Source organism: Wolbachia endosymbiont (group B) of Philonthus cognatus (assembly GCF_947179345.1).
GTDB lineage: Bacteria > Pseudomonadota > Alphaproteobacteria > Rickettsiales > Anaplasmataceae > Wolbachia.
In genome coordinates, this window is the sequence record NZ_CAMXBG010000001.1 from 364010 (window position 1) to 385495 (window position 21486).

Consider the following 21486-nt stretch of genomic DNA (forward strand, 5'->3'; position numbering starts at 1 on the left):
TTCAAGCGTGCTGTCATACATCAAGCTCATATTCGGTATGTAAATCTCTAATTAAAGCCTCAGCGTGTTTTTTTTGAACAACTATACTGATCTTGATTTCGGACATTGTGACAGCAAGTATTTCTATCTTTTTTTCGCTTAAAACCTTGAGTGTGCGGTACATCACTTCAGTGTTAGACATAACACCAATACCAATTATTGAAATTTTAGCTATATTATTGTTTACGACATAATTTTCATTTTTGTTCAATAACTTTGTCATTAAATCAACATCAAATTTAGAAATCAAAAAGCTTGACCCATGTATCATGTCAATTTTAACGTTTGCTCCTGCTATATTTCTTAAAGTATCCAGAGTATTTGCAAAGTTAGTAAAAGTTACAAGAGCTTCGTGAGTGCTATAAGTTATTCCAGTAATTAAGTATCTTTCCAGTACATCTTTTTCGTGTAGTACTGTAGTGCCTTCTACTTCCTCAAAAGTGGATAACACCTGCACCTTAATATTATGCTTCATTGCAAGTTGTACTGAACGATTATGCAATATTTTAGCACCAGATGACGACATCTCCAATATTTCATTGTAAGAGATAGATTTAAGCTTGCGTGCCCTTGGAACAATTTTTGGGTCTGCTGTATATATTCCATCAATATCAGTAAAAATTTCACAAGTCCTAATACCAAAGACTACAGCAAAGGCAATTGCTGAGATATCAGATCCTCCTCTACCAAAAGTAGTGATTCTATCATCGTGTATACCCTGAAAACCAGCAATGATTGCAGCAGTATAACCCTCAGCAAAAGATCTTTTTACATGGTCAATTTTTATCTTTTTTATTTTAGACTCAGAATAAAAATTATCCGTTACAATTGGTAACTGCCAGGCGAGCCATGATTTAGCATTAACTCCAACAGACAGAAGAGTGATAGCTAATAACCCGCAAGAGATTTGTTCTCCTGCTGAAAGCAGGACATCATACTCTGATAACTCTTGTCTACAATTTAAATTTGAAATTTGCCTGGCTTGAAAAGCCATTTGGTCAGTGAATCCTGCAGCAGCAGATACAACAGCAATTACATTATAACCTTTTTCAATATCGTTTTTTATTAGATTTGCAACTCGATTTAAGTCAGTTAGCGAAGTACCACCAAATTTTTTTATTATTATTTTGTTCATAGTTACAATAAGGTCAATTTCACCTTTCTAGAGAGTATAGTTGCTTAATTAAATGTGTTTTTCTGGTCACTAATTAAAGTGATAGAGGATTATTCATCTTTATCACTACCAAGGTCTTTTAACATACTGTAGTTGCCTTTTCTAAATTTACCTTTTAAAGATGTAACTCCGCTTTCGCTAATTCCACTTAAGCTTAATGCTGCTCCACCTAGCTGCAATCCAATCTCAGACGTCTCGGGAATAATTTTACTAGCCCCTAGATCTTTATAAACCTCCACATTATTCAAATCTGGTAAACGTATTATAATATTTACATGCGGGAAGTTTGTTGCAACTAGAGAAACTATTTTCTTTATAGTGACTTCGTTCTTTATTGAAACCACAAGAGCTTGAGCTCTTTCTATTCCTACTGATTTTAAAATTTCATATCTTGTAGCATCTCCAAGATATATAGGGAAACTGTCATTTTTTCCTTCTTTCACTATTTTTGATTGAATATCTACAACAACATAACTTAAATGCACTGCAGTAAGCATTTTCGTTACCATATATCCCACTCTACCAAACCCGGCAACTATTACGTGGTTATAAAGATCTTGTGTGTCTGTTTCGATTGCTTCATCGTCTAGTATTATTTTTTCAGTGCTAAATGAATTTGCTATCCAGTCTCCAATTCCCGATAAAAGAGGAGTAAAAGCCATAGTTACTGTAGTTACCATCATAAGCACTTGAGCGATTTCACTTGATAGTACATCTAATTCATCTGCTAAACGGAATAAAATAAATGCAAATTCACCACCTTGTGCAAGCAGTAATCCAGCTTGTATTGCAGGTGCACTTCTAAATCCAAAAAATCTACACAATGTATATATAATGGACGTCTTTAAAACGATAAGGATAATTGATAATAAAGTAACGAGTGGTAACTTATTGAGTAAAAGGTCAATATCAATAGACATGCCAACAGTCATAAAGAATAAACCAAGAAATAAGTCTTTAAATGGCAATACTGCATGTTCTACCGAATTCCTGTGTTCTGTTTCTGCAACTAGTAACCCAGCAACAAATGCACCTAATGCCATTGATAAATGAAATTGTTCAGTAATAAATGCTGATCCTAATATTATCAGAAGTGTTGTTGATATAAAGATTTCATTACTCTCCATTTTGGCAATAACCGAAAACAATGGCCTCAGTAATAACCTACCAGTTACAAATATCAACACCAATGCAATAGCTGCTTGTACTAATGAGCCTGCCAACGAGCTTATTAAGCTGTGTTCAGAATTGCCAGTAAGCAGAGGCACTAGTACTATCAGAGGTACCACTGCAAAGTCTTGCATTAGTAGCACTGCTATCGACAATCTACCAACTTGGCTTGCTTGAGAACCCTTTTCTTGCAGAACCTGCAACACTATTGCTGTTGAAGATAGTGCAAGCCCACCACCAATAACTGCTGCCATGTTTATGCTCACTCCAAAGGCGAGAGCAATGCACCATATTGCTATCATAGTAACTATAACTTGGAGAGAACCAAACCCAAACACATGCCTACGCATGGCGATGAGGCGTTCAAATGTCAATTCAAGACCTATAATAAACAACAGGAAAACTACTCCAAATTCTGCGAAGTTATCCATTACTTCAGCTGAATGTATCAGATTAAATCCATGAGAACCAATCAATGCACCTGCAACAAAGTAACCAAGCACTGGACTAATATTCATTTTCCAAAACGCTATTACTATAAACACAGCAGCGGAAAGTAAGATTATAATATCAAACAAATGCTGAGAGCCACTGTGCATGATATTTACCCTGTAGAATTAGACCACTTGATTGAGCAACCAATACTTGATTTTTGGTCAATTGGAGGATTGCTAGTTTTTGCAATAAATTTCATCGCTTGAAATAAATCACTACTTCCTATTTCATAATTTTGAACTTTCTCTTTTTTTGCATTGTTAAAACGTCCACGATAACGAAGTTTTAAATCAGCGTTAAACCCAAAGAGATCAGGGGTACAAACAGCACCATACTCTTTAGCTACTTCTTGGTTACTGTCAATTAAATATGGAAATGTAAACTTATTTTTCTCGGCAAAATTAATCATGTTTTCAAAGGAGTCTTCTGGGTACTTATTCACATCATTTGGCATGATTGCAACGGTGTTTACCTGATAATCTTTTTTCAACAAATTAACATCGCTTACTAGATTGCTAATAATTGATTGAACGTAAGGACAGTGATTGCATATAAACATTACAATAAGACCATTTTCCCCATAGCAGTCACTTAATGTATAATATTTGTTATCCACTCCCAAGAGATTGAAATTCTTTGCAGTAAAGTCTAAATCTATCTTAGGAGTGTCTAGCGCAACCATAGCTCATAGAGAATTATATACCGTGTATAATTTATGATCTTATTGCTTAAATGTCAAATGGTTTCTATGTACACTGTTTGCATTTAGCATTGTAATTATAAAATTTATGTTCATAACCTTCGAAGGAATAGATGGTTCTGGTAAAACAACACAGTCTGAGTTACTTGCAAATTATTTCAAGCAAATTCACGGTGAAAATAATGTCGTATTGACTAGAGAACCAGGTGGTACTGATTTTGCAGAAAAAATAAGAGGATTACTACTTAAGGATAATATTGATCCTATTTCTGAACTCTTGCTGCTTATCTCGATGAGGCACGAACATATGAAAAAATTAATATTGCCAGCTATTAAAGAGGGAAAGACAGTTATTTGTGATCGATTTATCGATTCAACTATTGCGTATCAAGGGTATGGACTAGGTGTTGACTTGAGTCTAATAAGAGACTTACACAAATTAGTGGAAATTAAATATCCAGATATCACATTTATTTTAGATATTGATGTTCAAGTTGGACTCAGCAGAGCAAAGGATAAAAATAAGTATGAAGAAATGAGCATTGATTTCTATCATAAAATTCGAAAAGGATTTCAAGAAATAGCTATAAAAGAATCTAATAGATGTAATGTTATTACTGGAATTGAAAAAAAAAGTGATAATCATGTACACAATGAAATTATTGATATTGCAAAGACTTAGCTATACGTATTGAACTTTTGCTAACCTAAACAGTTACTGCATTAACCTGTGGTAAAAAATTATCAATTTTAGGTGACGTTATTTCATACGAAAGACTCTCTTTTTGATTAGCTAAAAAACTTTGTATTTCATTTTTAGGTTTTTCACTTATTGTTCTATATATTCTTGCGCGATTAATTAGCTCATTTCTACTATTCTTATTGCTTACTTCAGTTATGGTAAAAAATTGATCAAAGTGACTTAAAAGATCCTCATTCTTTATTAAAGATGCAATATCATCAATGTCTTTTACGTATAAAGCAAGTTTGTGCGCTTTGCTACGATCCTCAAAACAAAAGTATGTTACAAAACTTATTTTTTGTGGTATCTCTTGTTTTTGCTAGCAAAGATTCGATCTCGTCTTGGCAACGCATTCTCTTAACTGACTCAGCAGATACCTAGAACATTTTCTACTACAGATTTTTTCTCACAACCAAAAAGAAACGTATAATATCCCATAGACAGAGTCAAGAGAAGGAATATAGCTGGAAGCAAGAATGGAGCAAGTACATTTTGCGATCCAGGAAAGATAAACCAGATAGCAGTTGCTGCTGATACAGCTAAAAATAACCCTGACATAACGAGTTTTATTTTTCTTCTGTATCCGTTATCAATAACCGTATTTACGCCAATAAAAGCCACATCAACCATTGCTCATACCTCACTAAAAGTAATATTAGCTTAATAATAGCATTGTTGTGATAAGAAATCAATATTATGAATATTTTAACTAATTTATAAAATCATCCAACCAAATAGAAAAAAGGCAAAAGAAGTCCCGAATAGCAAGTTTTAATAATTTAAATTGATAATGTGCTAACAAGCGCGATTTGGCTGAATGTAGAAAAAGTTTAAAAGACATGCAGCCGCTATAATTTTTGTGTAATTTGCCAATAAATATCTGAGTTTTTTTACTGAATTTTGTTGTTGAGCCCAAAAACAAGGATAAATACTCTTATTGATATGATAAGAGACTGGTAAAGTTTGTCAAGTGATTCTTCTATCCGAAATCACAATGTTTGTACAATTGAAAGATGGTTGCGGGAGTAGGATTTGAACCTACGACCTTCAGGTTATGAGCCTGACGAGCTACCGAGCTGCTCCATCCCGCGTCGTTGCTTATTTATTATTATATGCGTAATAATAATAAATAAAAGAATAAAATCACACTATTACATATATTTATATATCTATTAACCTTTCTTAACATGATAGTAAATTATATACATAACAATCTGTGCAATGAAAAATATAACTTGATATTGTGGTTCCCTGTTTTTCAGTGTGCAGGAATTTTAACATATTTCTCATTAAATTTTGAACCAAGCTGTGCTTTCACTATATCTATTTTTCTCTTGCTTTCACCTATACTAATTCTGATTGCAATATTATACAGGAAATACGCAATATTATGCATTTCTTTAATTGCAGTGCTCATAGGATTTACAGCCAGCAAATTCAGAACAGATTCAGTTAATACTCACATTCTTGATAAGGAAAGGTATGTGAAAGATATTGTTGCTACAGTGAAGGATATTAACGATAGGAGCTCATATAAACAATTTTTGCTTTATGAAATAAAAAACACGAAGTTTAAGTTAGATAGCATCAGAATATCAGTTAGAACCAAAGCGGAAGAAGGCATTAAAATAGGGGATCAAGTAAAATTATCAGCAAAACTCTTTCCTCCAAAAATTGCGCCTTCGGAATATACATATGATTTTGCAAGAATAGCATATTATCAGAAAATAAATGCTACAGGCTTTGCAACAAGCAAAATAGTCCTGTACAAAAAGGCTGAAGCAAGAAAATTTCAAGAGTATATAGAATCTTTCCGTCAATATATCTATGAAAACCTACAGCAAAATACCAAAAAGCCACACGCGGACATAATCTCTGCATTATTAATTGGCAAAAAAGACGGGGTAGATCAAAAAACTATGAATGCGATACGAGATTCAGGTATAGCACATTTATTCGCTATATCTGGTTTACATTTATCGTTTGTTGCTGGTCTATTTTTTATAGTATTCCGTAATTTATTTGCAATATCTGAAACTTTGACTCTTAAATATAACACTAAAAAAATATCTGCATTCTTTACTATCTTGCCAACTACCTTTTATTTGTTGATTACCGGTATGCAAATTTCTGCTCAGCGTGCCTACATCATGGTGATCTTGGTACTTGTTGCAATAATCATAGAAAGGAAATATCGAGGATTAATAGCAATTGCGTTTGCTGCTTCGGTGATACTCATAGTGGAGCCAGAAGCAATCTTAAAGCCAGGTTTTCAAATGTCATTTTCTGCTGTTTTGGCACTAGTTGCAAGCTATCAGATCAATGCTAATAAGTTATTCAAAATAAAAATAATAAAATATTTTGTGTCGATAATGATCAGCTCAATAATAGCAAGTTTAGCAACAGTTCCATATACAATATATAATTTTAACTATTTTTCAATCAGCAGCATTATCACAAATTTGATTGCTATACCAATAGTTACACTCATTATTATTCCACTTGGAATAATTTATGTTTTATTGATTCCTTTAGGTACTCAGTGGATTATAACGCCTCTCATGGAACGCCCAATTGACAGCGTTTTATATATAACAAACGCAATTGCCAGTCTTCAGTATTTGGTTGTTCCTATTCGCACTTTTCCTGCCTCATTAATTATTATAATAACGCTTGGGTTATTGTGGCTATGCTTGTGGGAAAGGAATTGGCGTTTCTTTGGAATTTTCTTTATTGTGCTAGGTATTTTCTCTAGCGCTATGTATACAACTCCTGACATTCTAGTCAGTGCTGATAATCTTGCTGTAAAAGAAGATGACAATTTACTATATTCCCTTACTAGAAAAAACAGAAATTTTGTTGTCAAAACGTGGGCAAAGCAAAACGGGCAGAATCAAATTGTGAATCATACTAAATTCAGTAATTCAAACAAAAGGCTAAAATGTAATGATTATGGCTGTATATATAATAAAGGAAATAATAAGTCAGTGTTGCTAGCTCACAAAAGAGAAGATATTTTAGAAAATTGTAACAATGTCGATCTAGTAATTCAGTTAAGCAAGTTTAACTATCCAGCTTGCAATACTAAAATCATCAAATACGCTGACTTAGAGGCATATGGCACACACTCTGTTTGGCTAACAGATAGTGGTATAAAGGTTAGTAAAGTGCGTTCTAATCGTCCTTGGCATAAGCCAAAAACTTGTTTTTAAGTATCATTTATATATAATTACTTAATTAGGATGTGAGGAAATTTATGCCTTTAGATACAACAAATCCTTTCAATGTTAAAGTAGATCATAATTTTGCCAAAATAGATGATGCTATTGGTTTTTTTCCTAGGTTATGGCGTGCAACAAAGAAATATTCTGTAAGTAACACTCTACCCATAGCGACTGTAAATATTTGGCTTCAATTTTCTTTGGCTTATGTAGCTGCAATAATAATAACCCATAATGATCTAAGGTTTATTACAGATATTTTTAACCCAACATTCATGCCAATTTACACTTTGGTTTCTATTATTCTTTTAACAACTTTTGTAGCCTCTTCTGCTATGAGATATATGCATAAGCAGGAGATAAAAGAAGGAGAAAAGTTGATAGAGGAATTAATAAATAATAAAATTAGAGGTGGCAAAGACAACGAGATGAGTGAAATCGCTGAAAATGCTCTGAAAATAGAGATAAAACCAAATTTAAGTTTTATAAGTCACAAAAAAGCAAGCTTTTCAATAATTTTGCCAATCTCTGAAAATCAAAAAAAAATATTAGATGATCAAAGACAAGAGAATAAGAATAAGGCAATTTTTCTTACCATACCATATGTAATTAGTGCTGTAATTATAGTTGGTGCGTTAATACAAAATAGACTGAGCTTTGCCAATATTCAGGATTTGGAATGGGCCATAGTTGCACTGGCTAGTATCATTGCTATTGTTGGGATATGTATAACATTCAGCAAGCTAAAAAACAATGAGATAAACAATAATCATAATATTGTTAAAAAGTTTAACAATTTGGATATTCTCTTTCCATTCAGAAGAGGTGGGGTTGTATCAGTAATGGAAAAAAAGACAAAAGATGAAGAAGAAAATGATTCTACATCTCGATTGATAAAATTACTTGATAAGCACTTGACTGATTTTACAGATAAAATTGTTGACTCACTTGATAAGCAGTTAGATGAAGTTAAAGGTCTACTCGATAATAAGCTTCTAAATCCTGCAAATGATGAAATTAAAGAAACACTTGTTCATCTACGAAGAGTCAGAGAAGACATCAAAGAAGATTTGGATGAGTTGCACAAGGAAATCTCGCCCATTTTAAGTGAAGCTAAAGGGCTGGTAAAAAGAGCAAGTTCACTAAACATTGAAAGTATTTTTTCTAGTTTAGATAATGCTATTAAAATCGCTGAAGATAAGGTTGAGCGATTTGAACCAAGCAGATTTGTTGGCTTTTTTAAATCTGGGGAAAGCACAGTTAGTGATGATCCTTTGTTTATAGATATGTTGGAAAAGCAAAAAAAAGAGGCGGAAAAGATAAGGAAGAAATTAGAGGAAGAGCTAAAAAAAGTAAAAGATGAACTAGAAGAATTAAAGAATAAACAAACTCAATCAACCGAACCTAATAGCAGTGAAGGCAGTATTACTGCTACTTCTCTTGAAAAACAGCGAGATGAAGAGAAAAAAGCAATAGAAAAAAATAGATTATTAAAATCAAAAAAAAGGATGAAAGAGCTGGAGCAAGAAAATGCAAAATTGGAAAAAGAATTATCTGAACAAGAAAAAATGGATGAATGGAGAAAAAAAGTTAACGGTAAAGCAAGTGGCTTTCTATATTATTTATTAGAGTCTATTAAGCTAGAAGAAAAAGATAAAAAAGAAGAAAAGAGGGAGTTAACGCTACGGGATTTTGATAATAAAATAATAATTTACTGGAAAGATGGCTCTCAAACAATTTGCCACATTAAAAAACAAGACGGCCTTCAAATTCAACCTAGTACAAAAGTTGATTTTGTGAATCCAGATGTTCATGCAGCATTTGAAGTAGCATGTTCAGGACTTTAAATATTAGTAGTGAAGAGAAAAAATTAAGATTAGATACTTATGTAGCTAAAAAATGCAACATATCTCGCAGTAAAGCGCAAAGATTGATACAGAATGAGCAGGTGAAATTACTTGGTATACCGATAATTAATAATGATCACATAGTAAAACCAGGTGAAGAGTATGTGGTGCATCTCATTCAACCTGACATATCCACATCAATTGAGCCTAATTATGACATAAAACTTGATATCGTCTATGAAGATGATGACATTATAGTTCTGAGTAAACAAAGTAGATTAACAGTACACCCAGGTGCTGGAACAAACAATGATACACTCCTGAATGCAGTGATCGCTCACCTTGGCAAAATTCCATATACAAATACAAGACCAGGAATTGTTCACAGGCTTGATAAAGATACTAGTGGACTCATGGTAATTGCAAAAAATGAACAATCCCACAGCTTCTTGTCTGAACTGCTATCAAATCGTAAAATAAAACGGGAATACTTAGCAGTAATTTGGGGAGCATTACCTAATCTGCAAGGAACAGTAAAAACCCATATTGCTCCAAAACGCAGTAATAAAGAAATGATGTGTGTCACAAAAACAGCAGGTAAATTAGCAATCACTCATTATTCAGTGAAGAAAATTATAGGGCAAGCAAGCCTGGTTAAATGTACTTTAGAGACAGGCAGAACACACCAAATTCGAGTACACATGAGCCACATAGGACATTCTGTAGTTGGTGATCAAGTTTACGGAAAAAATAGTAGTAAAAGTGAAAAACATGCTAAAAACTCTGACTTTATCCGTAATTTCAATAGACAGGCACTACATGCTCACACGCTAGGCTTATATCATCCAAAAAGTAAAGAATATATAGAATTTGTTTCTGATTTACCACAAGACATGCAAGTCTTAATCGGTGAATTTGAAAATATATCTTAACAACATTCATATCAATATTATCATCCATGTTATCAAGAAATTAATTAATGAGAGAAAAACTGCTGCACTACCTAGATCTTTCACTTTTTTTGAAAGTATATGTTGTTCACTGGAAATACGCTCAATTGTTGTTTCAAAAGCAGTGTTAATAATTTCTACAATTAACACCAAAAATAGGCTACTTACCATTACTGCACGTTCTAAATTACTTACATCTAAAACAAACAAAGTTGAAACACATATTATAAAAAGCAGTAACTCCTGTCTAAACGCAACTTCTGATACAAAAGCTGATTTTATTCCTTCACAGGAGTATTGAATTGCTTTTATTAGACGAGTAATGCTTTTCTTCATTATCAATTTTGGAAACTCAATGAACTACACTTATTGCACTCAGGTAAAAAATGCATGAAAACACCTTTCAGTCGTGATCACTTACAAAGATTTTTAAGTTAAAGTCTAGCATATTGTTTGAATCAAGAAAATTAGTACAAAGCCTTTCAACAAACGCTCAAGGCAGTTATATATTGATACTGACACAAAAATCCTTTAATTAAATTTCTCTCGCCTTAGCTTACACGATCCTCATTTTGAAATAAGTAATAATTTATTATAGTCTTGATATTTAAACATTTTGTATCTGCTGTAATGATTTCACTTCCAATTTGCTATTCTTTACATATTGAATTGCAAGCGCTAACGCTTTACTCCCAGAAGCTGTGGTGCTATAAGCTATATTTTGCAAAATAGCAGTTCTCCTGATACCCTTGCTATCTGAGACTGATTTCACACCTTTTGAAGTATTGATTACTAGATTTATTTTTCCATCTTTGAGCATATCAACTATGTGGGGTCTGCCTTCTCTCACTTTATTTACAGCTTTTGCAGCAATGCCGTTATTGTTCAGATGCAAAGCTGTGCCTTTGGTGGCATATATTTCAAAACTCAGTTCTTTCAACATTCGTACAACAGGCAATATATACTCTTTATCATCATCTTTTACTGAAACCAGAGCCGTTCCTTCTGTTGGTAACTTGTATCCTGCAGCCATGTGCACTTTTGCAAGTGCAGCTCCGAAAGATAAGTCAATTCCCATCACTTCTCCTGTTGATTTCATTTCAGGACCAAGTAAAGTGTCAATTCCCGAAAAACGCGTAAATGGAAAAACAGCAGCTTTAACTGCAAAATGATTGAAAGGCTTGTTTTCCTGATTCAATTTTTTACCCAAAATAACCTGAGTGGCAAGCTTTGCAATAGGAATATTGATTACCTTGGAAATAAAAGGAACTGTACGGCTAGCCCTTAAATTCACTTCAAGTATGTATACATCACTCTCTTGAACAGCAAACTGAATGTTTATCAGACCTTTCACTTCTAGTGCAAGAGCTATTCTTTCAGTTTGGAGCTCGATCTCTTTTATTACTTCGTCACTCAATGTATTTGTCGGTATTGAGCATGTTGAATCGCCAGAGTGGATACCAGCTTCTTCAATGTGCTCCATGACCGCTGCAATGAAAACTTTTTTCCCATCACATACAGCATCAACGTCAACCTCAACTGCATTGACTAAAAATTTATCAAGAAGCAGTGACCCGTGTTCAAAAATTTTGGTTTGATTCAAGACATACTCTTTAAAGCTCTGAGTATCGTGTCTAATCGACATAGACTGACCGCCGAGGACATATGATGGCCTAACTACTAGTGGAAACCCCACCTTTTCTGCGTTGGTTAACGCTTCTTTTACTGAATGGCAGATAGAACTTTCAGGTTGTTTTAAATTAAGTTGCAAAGCAAGGTTTTTAAATCTCATGCGATCTTCTGCAAGGTCAATAGAATCAAACGAAGTTCCCAGAATTTTGAAACCTCTCTCGTTAAGCACTTTGGCTAACTTTAAAGGTGTTTGACCACCTATTTGAACTATTACACCAACCAGTGTGCCATTTTCTTGCTCTTTGCCTAGTATTTCAAGCACATCCTCTGCAATCAGTGGGGCAAAATATAAACGATCAGCGGTATCATAATCAGTTGAAACGGTTTCCGGATTACAGTTAATCATTATTGTTTCATACCCCATTTCTTTGGCGGCAGAAGCTGCATGTACGCATGCATAATCAAACTCAATACCTTGACCAATTCGATTTGGACCACTTCCTAAAATGACAACTTTTTTTCGATCCGAAATATTCGCCTCACATTCCGTTTTATTTTCAACATCACCCTCATAGCAGCCATACATATAAGCAGTGCTCGATTCAAATTCAGCTGCACAAGTATCTACACGTTTATAAACTGGATTAACACCAAATTTTTTTCTCATTGCTTCAATCTGCTCTACTTTCTTATTGCTTAATTTTGCCAATCTTGCATCTGAAAACCCCATTTTTTTCAGCTCTAACATTTCATATGCAGTCTCAGGAAGGCCGTTTTCCTTGATTTTTTGTTCAGCTAATATAATTTGCTGTATATTCTGCAAAGACCATAAGTCATATCCTGTAATCGAATTTATTTCTTCTATGCTAATTCCGTGACGCATTGCGTCAGCAGCAATCAGTAATCTGTTTGGTAGCAATTTTGCTAATTGAGATTTTACGTGATCAATATCAATGTTCTCAGGAAATACTTCATCAAGTCCTGTAAGACCAGTTTCAAGTGAACGAAAAGCTTTCTGCAGTGACTCATTAAAAGTGCGGCCTATAGACATCACTTCCCCCACCGATTTCATGGAAGTTGATAGTTCACAATTCGTCCCCTTAAACTTCTCAAATTCAAAACGAGGAATTTTAGTGACGATATAATCAATCACTGGTTCAAATGCAGCAGGTATAACTGGAGCGCAATCATTACGTATCTCATCGAGTGAATAGCCGATAGCAAGTTTAGTTACAACTTTTGCAATAGGATAGCCTGTTGCTTTCGAAGCAAGTGCAGAGGAGCGAGAAACCCTTGGATTCATTTCAATTACAACGAGGCTTCCATCTTCTTTAGGATTCACTGCAAACTGAACATTTGCACCACCGGCGCTAACATCAATTTCTCTCAGCACTGCTATAGATGCATTTCTCATTTGTTGATATTCAGCATCACGCAGAGTCAAAGCAGGAGCAACTGTGATACTATCTCCGGTGTGCACTCCCATTGGATCAATATTTTCTATTGAACACACTATTATACAGTTATCCTTGCAGTCACGGATAACTTCCATTTCATATTCCTTCCAGCCCATAATTGATTCATCTATCTGAACTTCATTTATTGGTGAAATTTTTAGAGCACTTTCTGCAATATTGAAAAACTCCTCTTTATTGTATGCTATGCCGCTACCTGCACCACCAAGGGTGAATGATGAGCGGATGATTGCTGGTAATCCAATGTAGTCCAAAGCCTCTTTTATTTGTTCTTGATTTTTTATAATGATACTTTTGGGGTATTTCAGTCCTATTCTATCCATGGACTTACGGAATAACTCTCTATCCTCTGCTTTTTTTATTGCTTCTCTATTTACTCCTATTAATTCTACGTTGTATTTGTCTAACACTCCATCATCTGCAAGTTTTATTGCGCAATTGAGTGCTGTTTGCCCGCCCATTGTTGGCAATATTGCATCTGGCATCTCCTTGATTATAATTTTCTCTATGATTTCAGGCAGTACCGGCTCAATATAAGTTGCATCAGAGAATTCAGGATCTGTCATTATAGTTGCAGGATTGGAGTTAACCAAAATGACTTTATAACCTTCACTTTTTAATACTTTACAGCTTTGCGTTCCGGAATAATCAAACTCGCATGCCTGACCTATAACTATTGGGCCTGCTCCTATTACTAATATAGATTCTATATCTGTGCGTTTTGGCATAATTACAATAACGGTCTCTATTCAAGTAATGTTACCAATCTTTCCTGTGTATGTGAATTTTTATTACACCTATTAGCTAACTGTTTTTAGGCTTGACGCATAACTCTACGAACATTGCAATTTGCGTGGCAGATTCCAGTGCTTGACACACAGCTGTACAAACATTCATTTTTGAAGGTAAATTGCACAGCAAATGATGTCATTCAAGTAGCTGACACTGGTTCCTTTATGAAGGCAGTGCCCAGAGGTGTCATCCCAGTCTGGGATCCAGAAAACTTAACTTTAAATAAGTGGCCGCACAATAAAGACTAGATTCCAGACTGGAATGACACCATAGAGGCACTGGGATGACATCCTTCCTAGTGGACTCAAATCACAATGTTCATACAGTTGTGGGCTTAACGGTATCTTTGCAGATACTATGGTAATTTACTCAGAAGATTTGCTAAGTGGCAAGATTTGTCCTGATATGCTACAATCTTCAGAAGCAAGTTCCACAAATTTGTCTGTCAGTTTATCAGGTGGCACCAATTCAGATATATCTTTTCCCGAAAATGCTTGCTTATACATTTCACTATCGATAGGCCCTTCCGAATACACGGCATTTATGCATAAGTTCGTATGTTTTGTCTCAGATGCATATATCTTCACCATTGCTTCTAGTGCAGCCTTACTTGCAGCATATGGTACCCAATATGGATAAGAGGAAGGAGAAAGTGTTATCTCTGAGGTCATGAATATCGCTCTTCCAGCATTAGACTTTTTTAGTATTGGACCCAAATTTTTTAGCAAGTACCAACTGGCAGTAAAATTTGTATTCATTACGTTCTGTAGATCTTCAAGCTCACAATCATGAACAGAGCTCAACTTACCTAAAATTTCAGTGCATGTAATCAGTATATCAAGTGTTCCAGATTCTGATAATTTTGGGCTTTCTATCATATTTGCCAGTTTTTCTACGTTTTCAAAGTCTAAAAGATCAAGCTGAATTAGTTTCACAGAGCCTTCTTTAAGCTCTTCAATTTCGTTATACAATGGCTTGAGATTATCAAGAGATCTGGAAATTAGAATCACACATGCACCTTCTTTTACAAATCTTTTTGCAACAGAAGAGCCTATTCCACCTGAAGCCCCGGTAATTAAAGCTATTTTACCTTCTAACTTACCCATTTCTTTCTCTTTAGCAAGATTCATTGAAATATTTTAGCTGAAAATTAAATTTTGCTCCATATATAAAAATCAAACTTAGCACATAAAAAAATAGCAACGACATCACCACACCGCCTAAACTTCCATATATCAAATTCAGTTGGCCAAAGGAAGCTTTTAAATATTGCTTGAAAGCTGAAGCAGAGATCGTCCAAAGAATAACAGCTACACAAGATCCGGGAAATACGTCTGATAAGTTTTGTTTTATGTTTGGCAATGTGAAATATAGCCAAGATACTATAGTAAAAAGCACAAACTCAATAAGTAAATATCTAGTATAACTTAGCCCTTGGTAAGAAAAATCAATTAACATTGGCACTAATGTAAAAAATACTATAGTCAGAGTTGTAACAAGCGTAATTACTAAAAATTGTAATATACTGAGCACCCTTCTCCATATATAAGGCGATGAAACCGGAACTTTATAGGCCTTATTCAATATCGTTCTAAATCCTTCAATTGTCGATGAGGCAGTCCAAACAGCGCCTACAATTGCCAAGGTTAATAAGCTTTGCGGAGGGCCTGATATTATCTCCCTAATACGTGGCATCAAAGATGATAAAATATCCTGTGGCATGTTATCAATAATAAATGCCCAGCCGACATTGTATTGATCTAAGAAATTTGCGAACGTTGATGCCATGGCTATTAAAACAATAAGAAAAGGAAATATTGATAACAGGATTAAAAATGATAGATACCCTGCATGCTCCACTCCATCATTATAAATTGTGTCAATTAAAGCACGATAAAGGCAATAAACGATACTATAAAATTTCTGTAGCACTTGTAATATAAATAAACTAAGAAAAGTATTCTAAATGAAATAAAGCATACTTTTAAGCAAAAAATCCTCACCGTTTACTTAAATTTAATCAAAATGATAGATAATCCAGCGTTAAATACGGAGGCATAATGAAAAATTTTCTTCTACTTGTAGCTTTAATTCTTTCCTTTGCATTTGATAATGCTTTTGCTGCTGCTGTTACTGATGATGCAACAACCAATACAATATGCAAAATAGTAGGCTATACTCACGGTATAGGCGGACCTATGATTACAATAGTGATAATTGGTGCAGCTTTGCTGGCAATATTTGGCAGAATGCCATGGCCAGCGCTTTTTGCACTCGGTGCATTTACTGCTGTGTTTTTTGGTGCACCTGTAGTTGTTTCAAAAATAGTACCAGGTGGTGTGATTTGTAAAGATGGTGTAACTGCTTGCCCTGATGGTAAAACATGGGATACAACAAAAAATATATGCAAATAATAAGCATAAAGCTTCAAAACATTAGCAAATGGTGCTTCTTTAAGGAGCACCATCATTGCACGAACTTGTGACTTAAGCCACCATAAAGGTGTTATTCGAGTAGTCCCTCCCCTGTCATCCCAGTACTTGATACTGGGATCCAGGAAATTTGATTGGATATTAAGTTTATGAGCATAGAAGCAGTTAATTTTATGTTAAAACACAACATTTTTGATGAGGCTGTATTAAGAGATGGATCCCAGTGTCAGCTACTCGGATGACACCATTTGCTACGCAATTTACTTTCAAAAATGAATGCTCGTACAGCTGTGTGTCAGCTACTTACATAACACCTCTCGAAAATTACTTTAGCTACAAATATTAAAAAATTTACCAAGCAAAAAAAAAGCAAAAAAGTCCCCGTGTAACGAGTTTTAATAATTTAAATTGATAATGTGCTAACAAGCGTGATTTGGCTGAATGTAGAAAAAATTTAAAAAGCCGCTATAATTTTTGTGTAATTTACCAATAAATATTTGAGTTTTTTACTGATTTTGTGATTGAGCCTGCAGGTCAAAAATAAGGATAAATACTCTTAGTATCATGATATGTATAACAATGTTACAAAAAATAATATCATAGAATTCAATAGGATAATTCCTAGAAAACCCCTACATACTAAAAAAAGCAAAATGCTGTTAAAATGAGCTTAAGAATAAATAGCAAACATCTAACATAACAATTCTATTTGTAAATCAGGTGAGACTTATCCTATAGAAAGCTTTCGAACTACGCAAGCGTATCTTTTGCCTTTAGTATTTCTTTAAACCTGCTGCAAAAGAGTGGGAATGGTTATAAAATAGGGAGGTATAGCAAGAGAATAGAGAGGGAAGATGAGCTTAAACTACCATAATCTAAAAGAACATCCGAGAAATTTTCGAGATGTAACAGGTTTGAAAATAGAAGAATTCGAAAAGATTGTAGAAAAAGTGCGCCCAGAGTGGGAAAAAGTTCAAGAACAGAAGAAATGCCATGGAAGAACGTCAAGATTGCCTGTATTGGAAGATAAAATACTCTGTATAATTCTATAGACCTGCTACAAAAGAGGAGATATTTAAAGAGAGATGTAGCAAGAGGGAATGAGCTTAAATTATCAAATCAACGTTATTCTACTTTACCTCACTAGCATTTTCCTTACCTTGAGCCTTACTATTACTCACAAATATAAACGTTCGTTACATAGCTCTTAATATGTCTAAAGAGACGAAATTTCCCGAATTATTTATAATGAACCCTTACGATCACATTCTGGGGACGTACATCAGAAAACTTTTATATTATTAGTTTTGTAGTAAAATTATATGAGTACATCGTATCTATTAAATCAGAAGCTTTATGGATTACAGATTGAGAGCTTATTTGTTTGGGGTTATCTGGTTTATACTTAGCTTACTTAGTAGTGTAGCTAATGATACTATATCAAAATATCTAAGTTTACATCTTCAGAGTTTTGAAATAATTTTTTTCCGCTTTCTGTTTACCACTATTACCCTTGTACCTTTTATGTTTTACTATGGAATAGAAACTTTTAAAACAAGTCAAATATCTACTCAAATAACCAGGGGTGGGTTGTTGTTTTGTGGAATGACCTTATGGACTTACGGGTTGACTGTTTTCCCCATAGTAACTGCAACGATTATAAGTTTTTCTATACCATTATTTGTTATACTTCTTGCAATCCCTTTGCTAAACGAAAATATAATTTGGCAAAGATGGATAGTAACTGTTATTGGCTTTGTTGGTATTGCTATTACTACCAAAGCTCATAGTGAAGATTTTAATCCTAAAATTCTTATTTTTATTGTATCTGCATTAATCTTTGCTATATTAGACATGCTTAATAAGAAACTTGTAATAAAAGAGTCAGTAATAAGTATGTTATTTTATTCAGCTCTAACGACAACTATTTTTTCTACTCCACCTTTGTTATTTTATTGGCATATGCCTTCCTTGTTGGAGTTAGTATTACTGCTGATTTTAGGAATAAGTTCAAACCTAATTCTGTTCTTCATGTTAAAAGCTTTTGCTCTTACTGATGCTACTGCACTTGCACCGTATAGATACATAGAGCTAATAATTTCTGCAATAGTAACATACGTTATATTTAATGAATTACCTGATAAAAGTGCTTTATATGGTACTTTGATATTAATACCATCAACCTTATTTATAGCTTATTCGGAAGGTAAGGCAATTAAGAAAAATAATGTAACAACAAAAGTTTATAATTGTTAATGGTATTTATTTTAGATGCTAAGCTATATTTTTAAGGTGATAATAAAATGCACATAACTATTATAGGAGTAGGGTATGTAGGCTTAGTATCTGGTACAATGTTATCGGAGCAGGGCCATAAAGTTGATTGCATTGACATAAATACTGAGAAGATTGAACTTTTGAAATCAGGGAAAATTCCTCTATATGAACCTGGATTAGCAGATTATTTAGAGAATAATATAAAGTCACAAAGAATAAGATTTTTCGATTCGTATTTTCAAATAAATCCCAATACAGAAGTAGTATTTATAACTGTAGATACTCCATCAGACTCCCTAGGAAATGCAAATTTAAAGAATGTATATAATGCAGTAAGTGAAGTTTCTGACAGAGTTAATCAAGATTGCTTAATAGTGATAAAGTCAACTGTTCCTCCTGGTACTGCAGAAAATATATATAATTATTTATCTAATAAGGGTTATAACTTTGATTTGGGGGTTAATCCAGAGTTTCTCAAGCAAGGCTCTGCAGTATCAGATTTTTTATACCCAGATAGGATAATAATAGGAGTAAAAACTAAGCTAGCTAGGGCAAAACTAGAAGTTATATATAAATCATTTATAGATAAGAATATTCCGTTAATAGTCACTGATACAGTTACTGCTGAAATGATTAAATATGCTTCTAATGCTTTTCTAGCAACAAAGGTTGCTTTTATCAATGAGATGGCAGGTTTATGTGAGCTATTAGGAGCAGACATTGACCTTTTAGCTAACAGTATGGGAATGGACCATAGAATAGGTAAGGAATTTCTCAAAGCTGGTCCAGGATTTGGAGGATCATGTTTTCCTAAGGATTTGTCAGCTTTATTAAGGCTTGCTGAAGACCACAATGTTAAGCTACAAATTTTAAATTCAGTTAAAGAATCTAACTATAATCATATAACAAACATTGCTAAAAAGGTAGAATATGTATTAAATGGAGTCCAAAATAAAAAAATAGCAATATGGGGGCTAACTTTTAAGTCTGGTACTGATGATGTAAGAAATAGCCCAGCTATAGATATTGCACAATTGTTAGTGAATAACAAGGCTAAAGTTACTGCATATGATCCAATGGGGATGGATAATGCTAGGCAAGTTCTAAAGGATATAGAGTACGCAGACAATGCTATAGGGGCTGCAAGGGACGCGGAAGCCTTGTTATTGTTAACGGAGTGGAAAGAATTTAAAAATCAAGATTTTGCAAGTTTAAAGAGTATTATGGCTGCACCTAATGTTTTTGATTTCCGTAATTTATTAGATAGCGAGCTATTACTAAGATATGGTTACCATGTTTATTCCTTGGGTAAAAAGTCTATCTACAAAGTTTAACTGTTGAGAAATTTTTTTTACACCGCTTTACTTAGTTTTTTTAGATCTTTGCTTGATAGTATGGAAAAGCAAACGAGTGCAACAACAGAGCAAATGGAAAAAAATGAAAACATAATACTGTTACCACAGTGCTTAACAAGTACTCCTAAGAGCACGCATGAAAATATTGAACTTGCAATATACCCAAATAATCCTGTTAAGCTTACAATTGCACATACATTATTTTGTGGAGCAATTTCTACAGCTATAACACCTGTCAGTACTTGCACTCCAAATATAAAGAATCCTGATAAGATTGCACCAAGGTTCATAAGAATTATGTTTTGACCAAAGTTCATTGCAATAAAAGTGAGTGCTATACCCAACATATAAAGTGATGCCAGCAAGCTTCTATTTTGAAAGAAGTACATATCACTAATTCTTCCTGTGATTAAAGTTCCAAGGATTCCACCTAAATCATATACGCCTGTTATTAGTGAGGATTGTACAAGAGAAATTTGTAATTTATTCTTTAAAATTATAGGAAACCAAAAGAAGATTCCCATTTTTATAATATAAGCACAAAAAGTAGCACAACATAGAAACCATATGGAACTTGTTACCTTGATACCTATTTGAGATTTCTGCACCTTATAATAGGTAGTAAAGTTGGCACTTTCTTTGTAATATGCCTTTAATATTATATAAATTCCAAAAAGTAAGCATAAGAAACCAGAGTACAAAAATGCACTTTTTGCATCATATATTTTAATTATACTTGGTAATACAATTAAAGTAATACAAGAACCAAGTTGCTGAGATGCGCTCATAACTCCCCATGATGATGCAATTGAAGAGATGCTAGAGTTTGTAACCATAAACTTGGTAATAGCTGGCCAACCTAACCCTTGTGTCCAAGCTAATAATATTAATGTTAACAGTAATAAAGTTAGATTATTATATGATAAAGTTATACCAATGGTTAATAATCCAGTTGCAATATTGCATAGCCCAAACATAAATAATGGATTATTTTTGGAGTCCATGATTATTCCATTAACAAATTTTGATACTCCATAAAAAAAAGAAAAGCAGGCAAAAAAATAGCTTAATTTTACATGGTCAGTATCTATTAACAGTGGTAGAGCAATTGGTATACTTTGTCTTGATAAATAAAGCAGCATATATCCACAGAAGAATAGTAAATATTGAAAGAAGACAAAGTTC

The 21486-nt window shown here is 33.8% G+C and carries 17 protein-coding genes and 1 tRNA gene; 8 read left to right on the forward strand and 10 right to left on the reverse strand.

Going from position 1 to position 21486, the window contains the following annotated elements:
- Positions 1-13: 13 nt before the first annotated feature.
- From ONG78_RS01750 to ONG78_RS01760, 3 genes are all read right to left on the reverse strand, one after another.
- Entirely contained in the window at positions 14-1174 is a 1161-nt protein-coding gene (locus ONG78_RS01750) for an aspartate kinase (protein WP_264377537.1), read from the reverse strand.
- Between the two features lie 89 nt (positions 1175-1263).
- Positions 1264-2982 (reverse strand): monovalent cation:proton antiporter-2 (CPA2) family protein, encoded by a 1719-nt coding sequence (locus tag ONG78_RS01755; RefSeq protein WP_264377538.1) that lies wholly within the window; start codon positions 2980-2982, stop codon positions 1264-1266.
- Positions 2983-2987: 5 nt separating this feature from the next.
- Complete coding sequence (locus ONG78_RS01760) at positions 2988-3560, reverse strand: thioredoxin family protein (RefSeq protein ID WP_264375199.1); 573 nt, start codon at positions 3558-3560, stop codon at positions 2988-2990.
- A 106-nt stretch (positions 3561-3666) separates the two neighbouring features.
- Here ONG78_RS01760 and tmk point away from each other — a divergent pair, with 106 nt between their 5' ends.
- A complete protein-coding gene (gene tmk, locus ONG78_RS01765) occupies positions 3667-4260 on the forward strand; it encodes a dTMP kinase (protein WP_264377539.1) in 594 nt (197 codons plus the stop codon).
- 426 nt (positions 4261-4686) lie between these two features.
- On the opposite strand, the gene ONG78_RS01770 is transcribed toward tmk, so the two are convergent.
- Together ONG78_RS01770 and ONG78_RS01775 are read right to left on the reverse strand one after the other, a co-directional pair.
- Complete coding sequence (locus ONG78_RS01770) at positions 4687-4950, reverse strand: hypothetical protein (RefSeq protein ID WP_264375198.1); 264 nt, start codon at positions 4948-4950, stop codon at positions 4687-4689.
- A gap of 384 nt (positions 4951-5334) precedes the next feature.
- A tRNA-Met gene (locus ONG78_RS01775) sits at positions 5335-5411 on the reverse strand.
- A 96-nt stretch (positions 5412-5507) separates the two neighbouring features.
- On the opposite strand from ONG78_RS01775, the gene ONG78_RS01780 reads away from it, so the two are divergent.
- From ONG78_RS01780 to ONG78_RS01790, 3 genes are read left to right on the forward strand one after another with little or no spacing between them, the layout of a single operon-like run.
- The gene (locus ONG78_RS01780) at positions 5508-7532 is read left to right on the forward strand and encodes a ComEC/Rec2 family competence protein (protein WP_264377540.1); all 2025 of its coding nucleotides are present in this window, start codon (positions 5508-5510) and stop codon (positions 7530-7532) included.
- A gap of 44 nt (positions 7533-7576) precedes the next feature.
- A complete protein-coding gene (locus tag ONG78_RS01785; RefSeq protein ID WP_264377541.1) occupies positions 7577-9388 on the forward strand; it encodes a coiled-coil domain-containing protein in 1812 nt (603 codons plus the stop codon).
- Positions 9373-10320 (forward strand): RluA family pseudouridine synthase, encoded by a 948-nt coding sequence (locus ONG78_RS01790; protein ID WP_007302305.1) that lies wholly within the window; start codon positions 9373-9375, stop codon positions 10318-10320. The genes ONG78_RS01785 and ONG78_RS01790 overlap by 16 nt, the downstream gene beginning before the upstream one ends.
- Before the next feature lie 6 nt (positions 10321-10326).
- On the opposite strand, the gene ONG78_RS01795 is transcribed toward ONG78_RS01790, so the two are convergent.
- The 4 genes from ONG78_RS01795 to ONG78_RS01810 form a co-directional block, all read right to left on the reverse strand.
- Complete coding sequence (locus ONG78_RS01795) at positions 10327-10674, reverse strand: diacylglycerol kinase (RefSeq protein ID WP_007302306.1); 348 nt, start codon at positions 10672-10674, stop codon at positions 10327-10329.
- A 271-nt stretch (positions 10675-10945) separates the two neighbouring features.
- The gene (gene carB / locus ONG78_RS01800) at positions 10946-14173 is read right to left on the reverse strand and encodes a carbamoyl-phosphate synthase large subunit (protein WP_264377542.1); all 3228 of its coding nucleotides are present in this window, start codon (positions 14171-14173) and stop codon (positions 10946-10948) included.
- Positions 14174-14602: 429 nt separating this feature from the next.
- The gene (locus ONG78_RS01805; RefSeq protein ID WP_264377543.1) at positions 14603-15367 is read right to left on the reverse strand and encodes an SDR family oxidoreductase; all 765 of its coding nucleotides are present in this window, start codon (positions 15365-15367) and stop codon (positions 14603-14605) included.
- On the reverse strand, positions 15354-16169 hold the full coding sequence (locus ONG78_RS01810; protein ID WP_264377544.1) for a YihY/virulence factor BrkB family protein: 816 nt from the start codon (positions 16167-16169) through the stop codon (positions 15354-15356). Before ONG78_RS01810 ends, ONG78_RS01805 begins: the two co-directional genes overlap by 14 nt.
- 128 nt (positions 16170-16297) lie before the next feature.
- Here ONG78_RS01810 and ONG78_RS01815 point away from each other — a divergent pair, with 128 nt between their 5' ends.
- From ONG78_RS01815 to ONG78_RS01830, 4 genes are all read left to right on the forward strand, one after another.
- Positions 16298-16651 (forward strand): TrbC/VirB2 family protein, encoded by a 354-nt coding sequence (locus ONG78_RS01815; protein ID WP_264374480.1) that lies wholly within the window; start codon positions 16298-16300, stop codon positions 16649-16651.
- Between the two features lie 872 nt (positions 16652-17523).
- Entirely contained in the window at positions 17524-17721 is a 198-nt protein-coding gene (locus ONG78_RS01820) for a hypothetical protein (protein WP_063630617.1), read from the forward strand.
- Between the two features lie 304 nt (positions 17722-18025).
- Complete coding sequence (locus ONG78_RS01825; protein ID WP_264377391.1) at positions 18026-18925, forward strand: DMT family transporter; 900 nt, start codon at positions 18026-18028, stop codon at positions 18923-18925.
- A gap of 47 nt (positions 18926-18972) precedes the next feature.
- On the forward strand, positions 18973-20280 hold the full coding sequence (locus ONG78_RS01830) for a UDP-glucose dehydrogenase family protein (protein WP_264377390.1): 1308 nt from the start codon (positions 18973-18975) through the stop codon (positions 20278-20280).
- Positions 20281-20297: 17 nt separating this feature from the next.
- Here ONG78_RS01830 and ONG78_RS01835 read toward each other — a convergent pair whose 3' ends face one another.
- Positions 20298-21443, reverse strand: coding sequence for an MFS transporter (locus ONG78_RS01835; protein WP_010405355.1), 1146 nt, complete (start codon positions 21441-21443; stop codon positions 20298-20300).
- Positions 21444-21486: the final 43 nt, after the last annotated feature.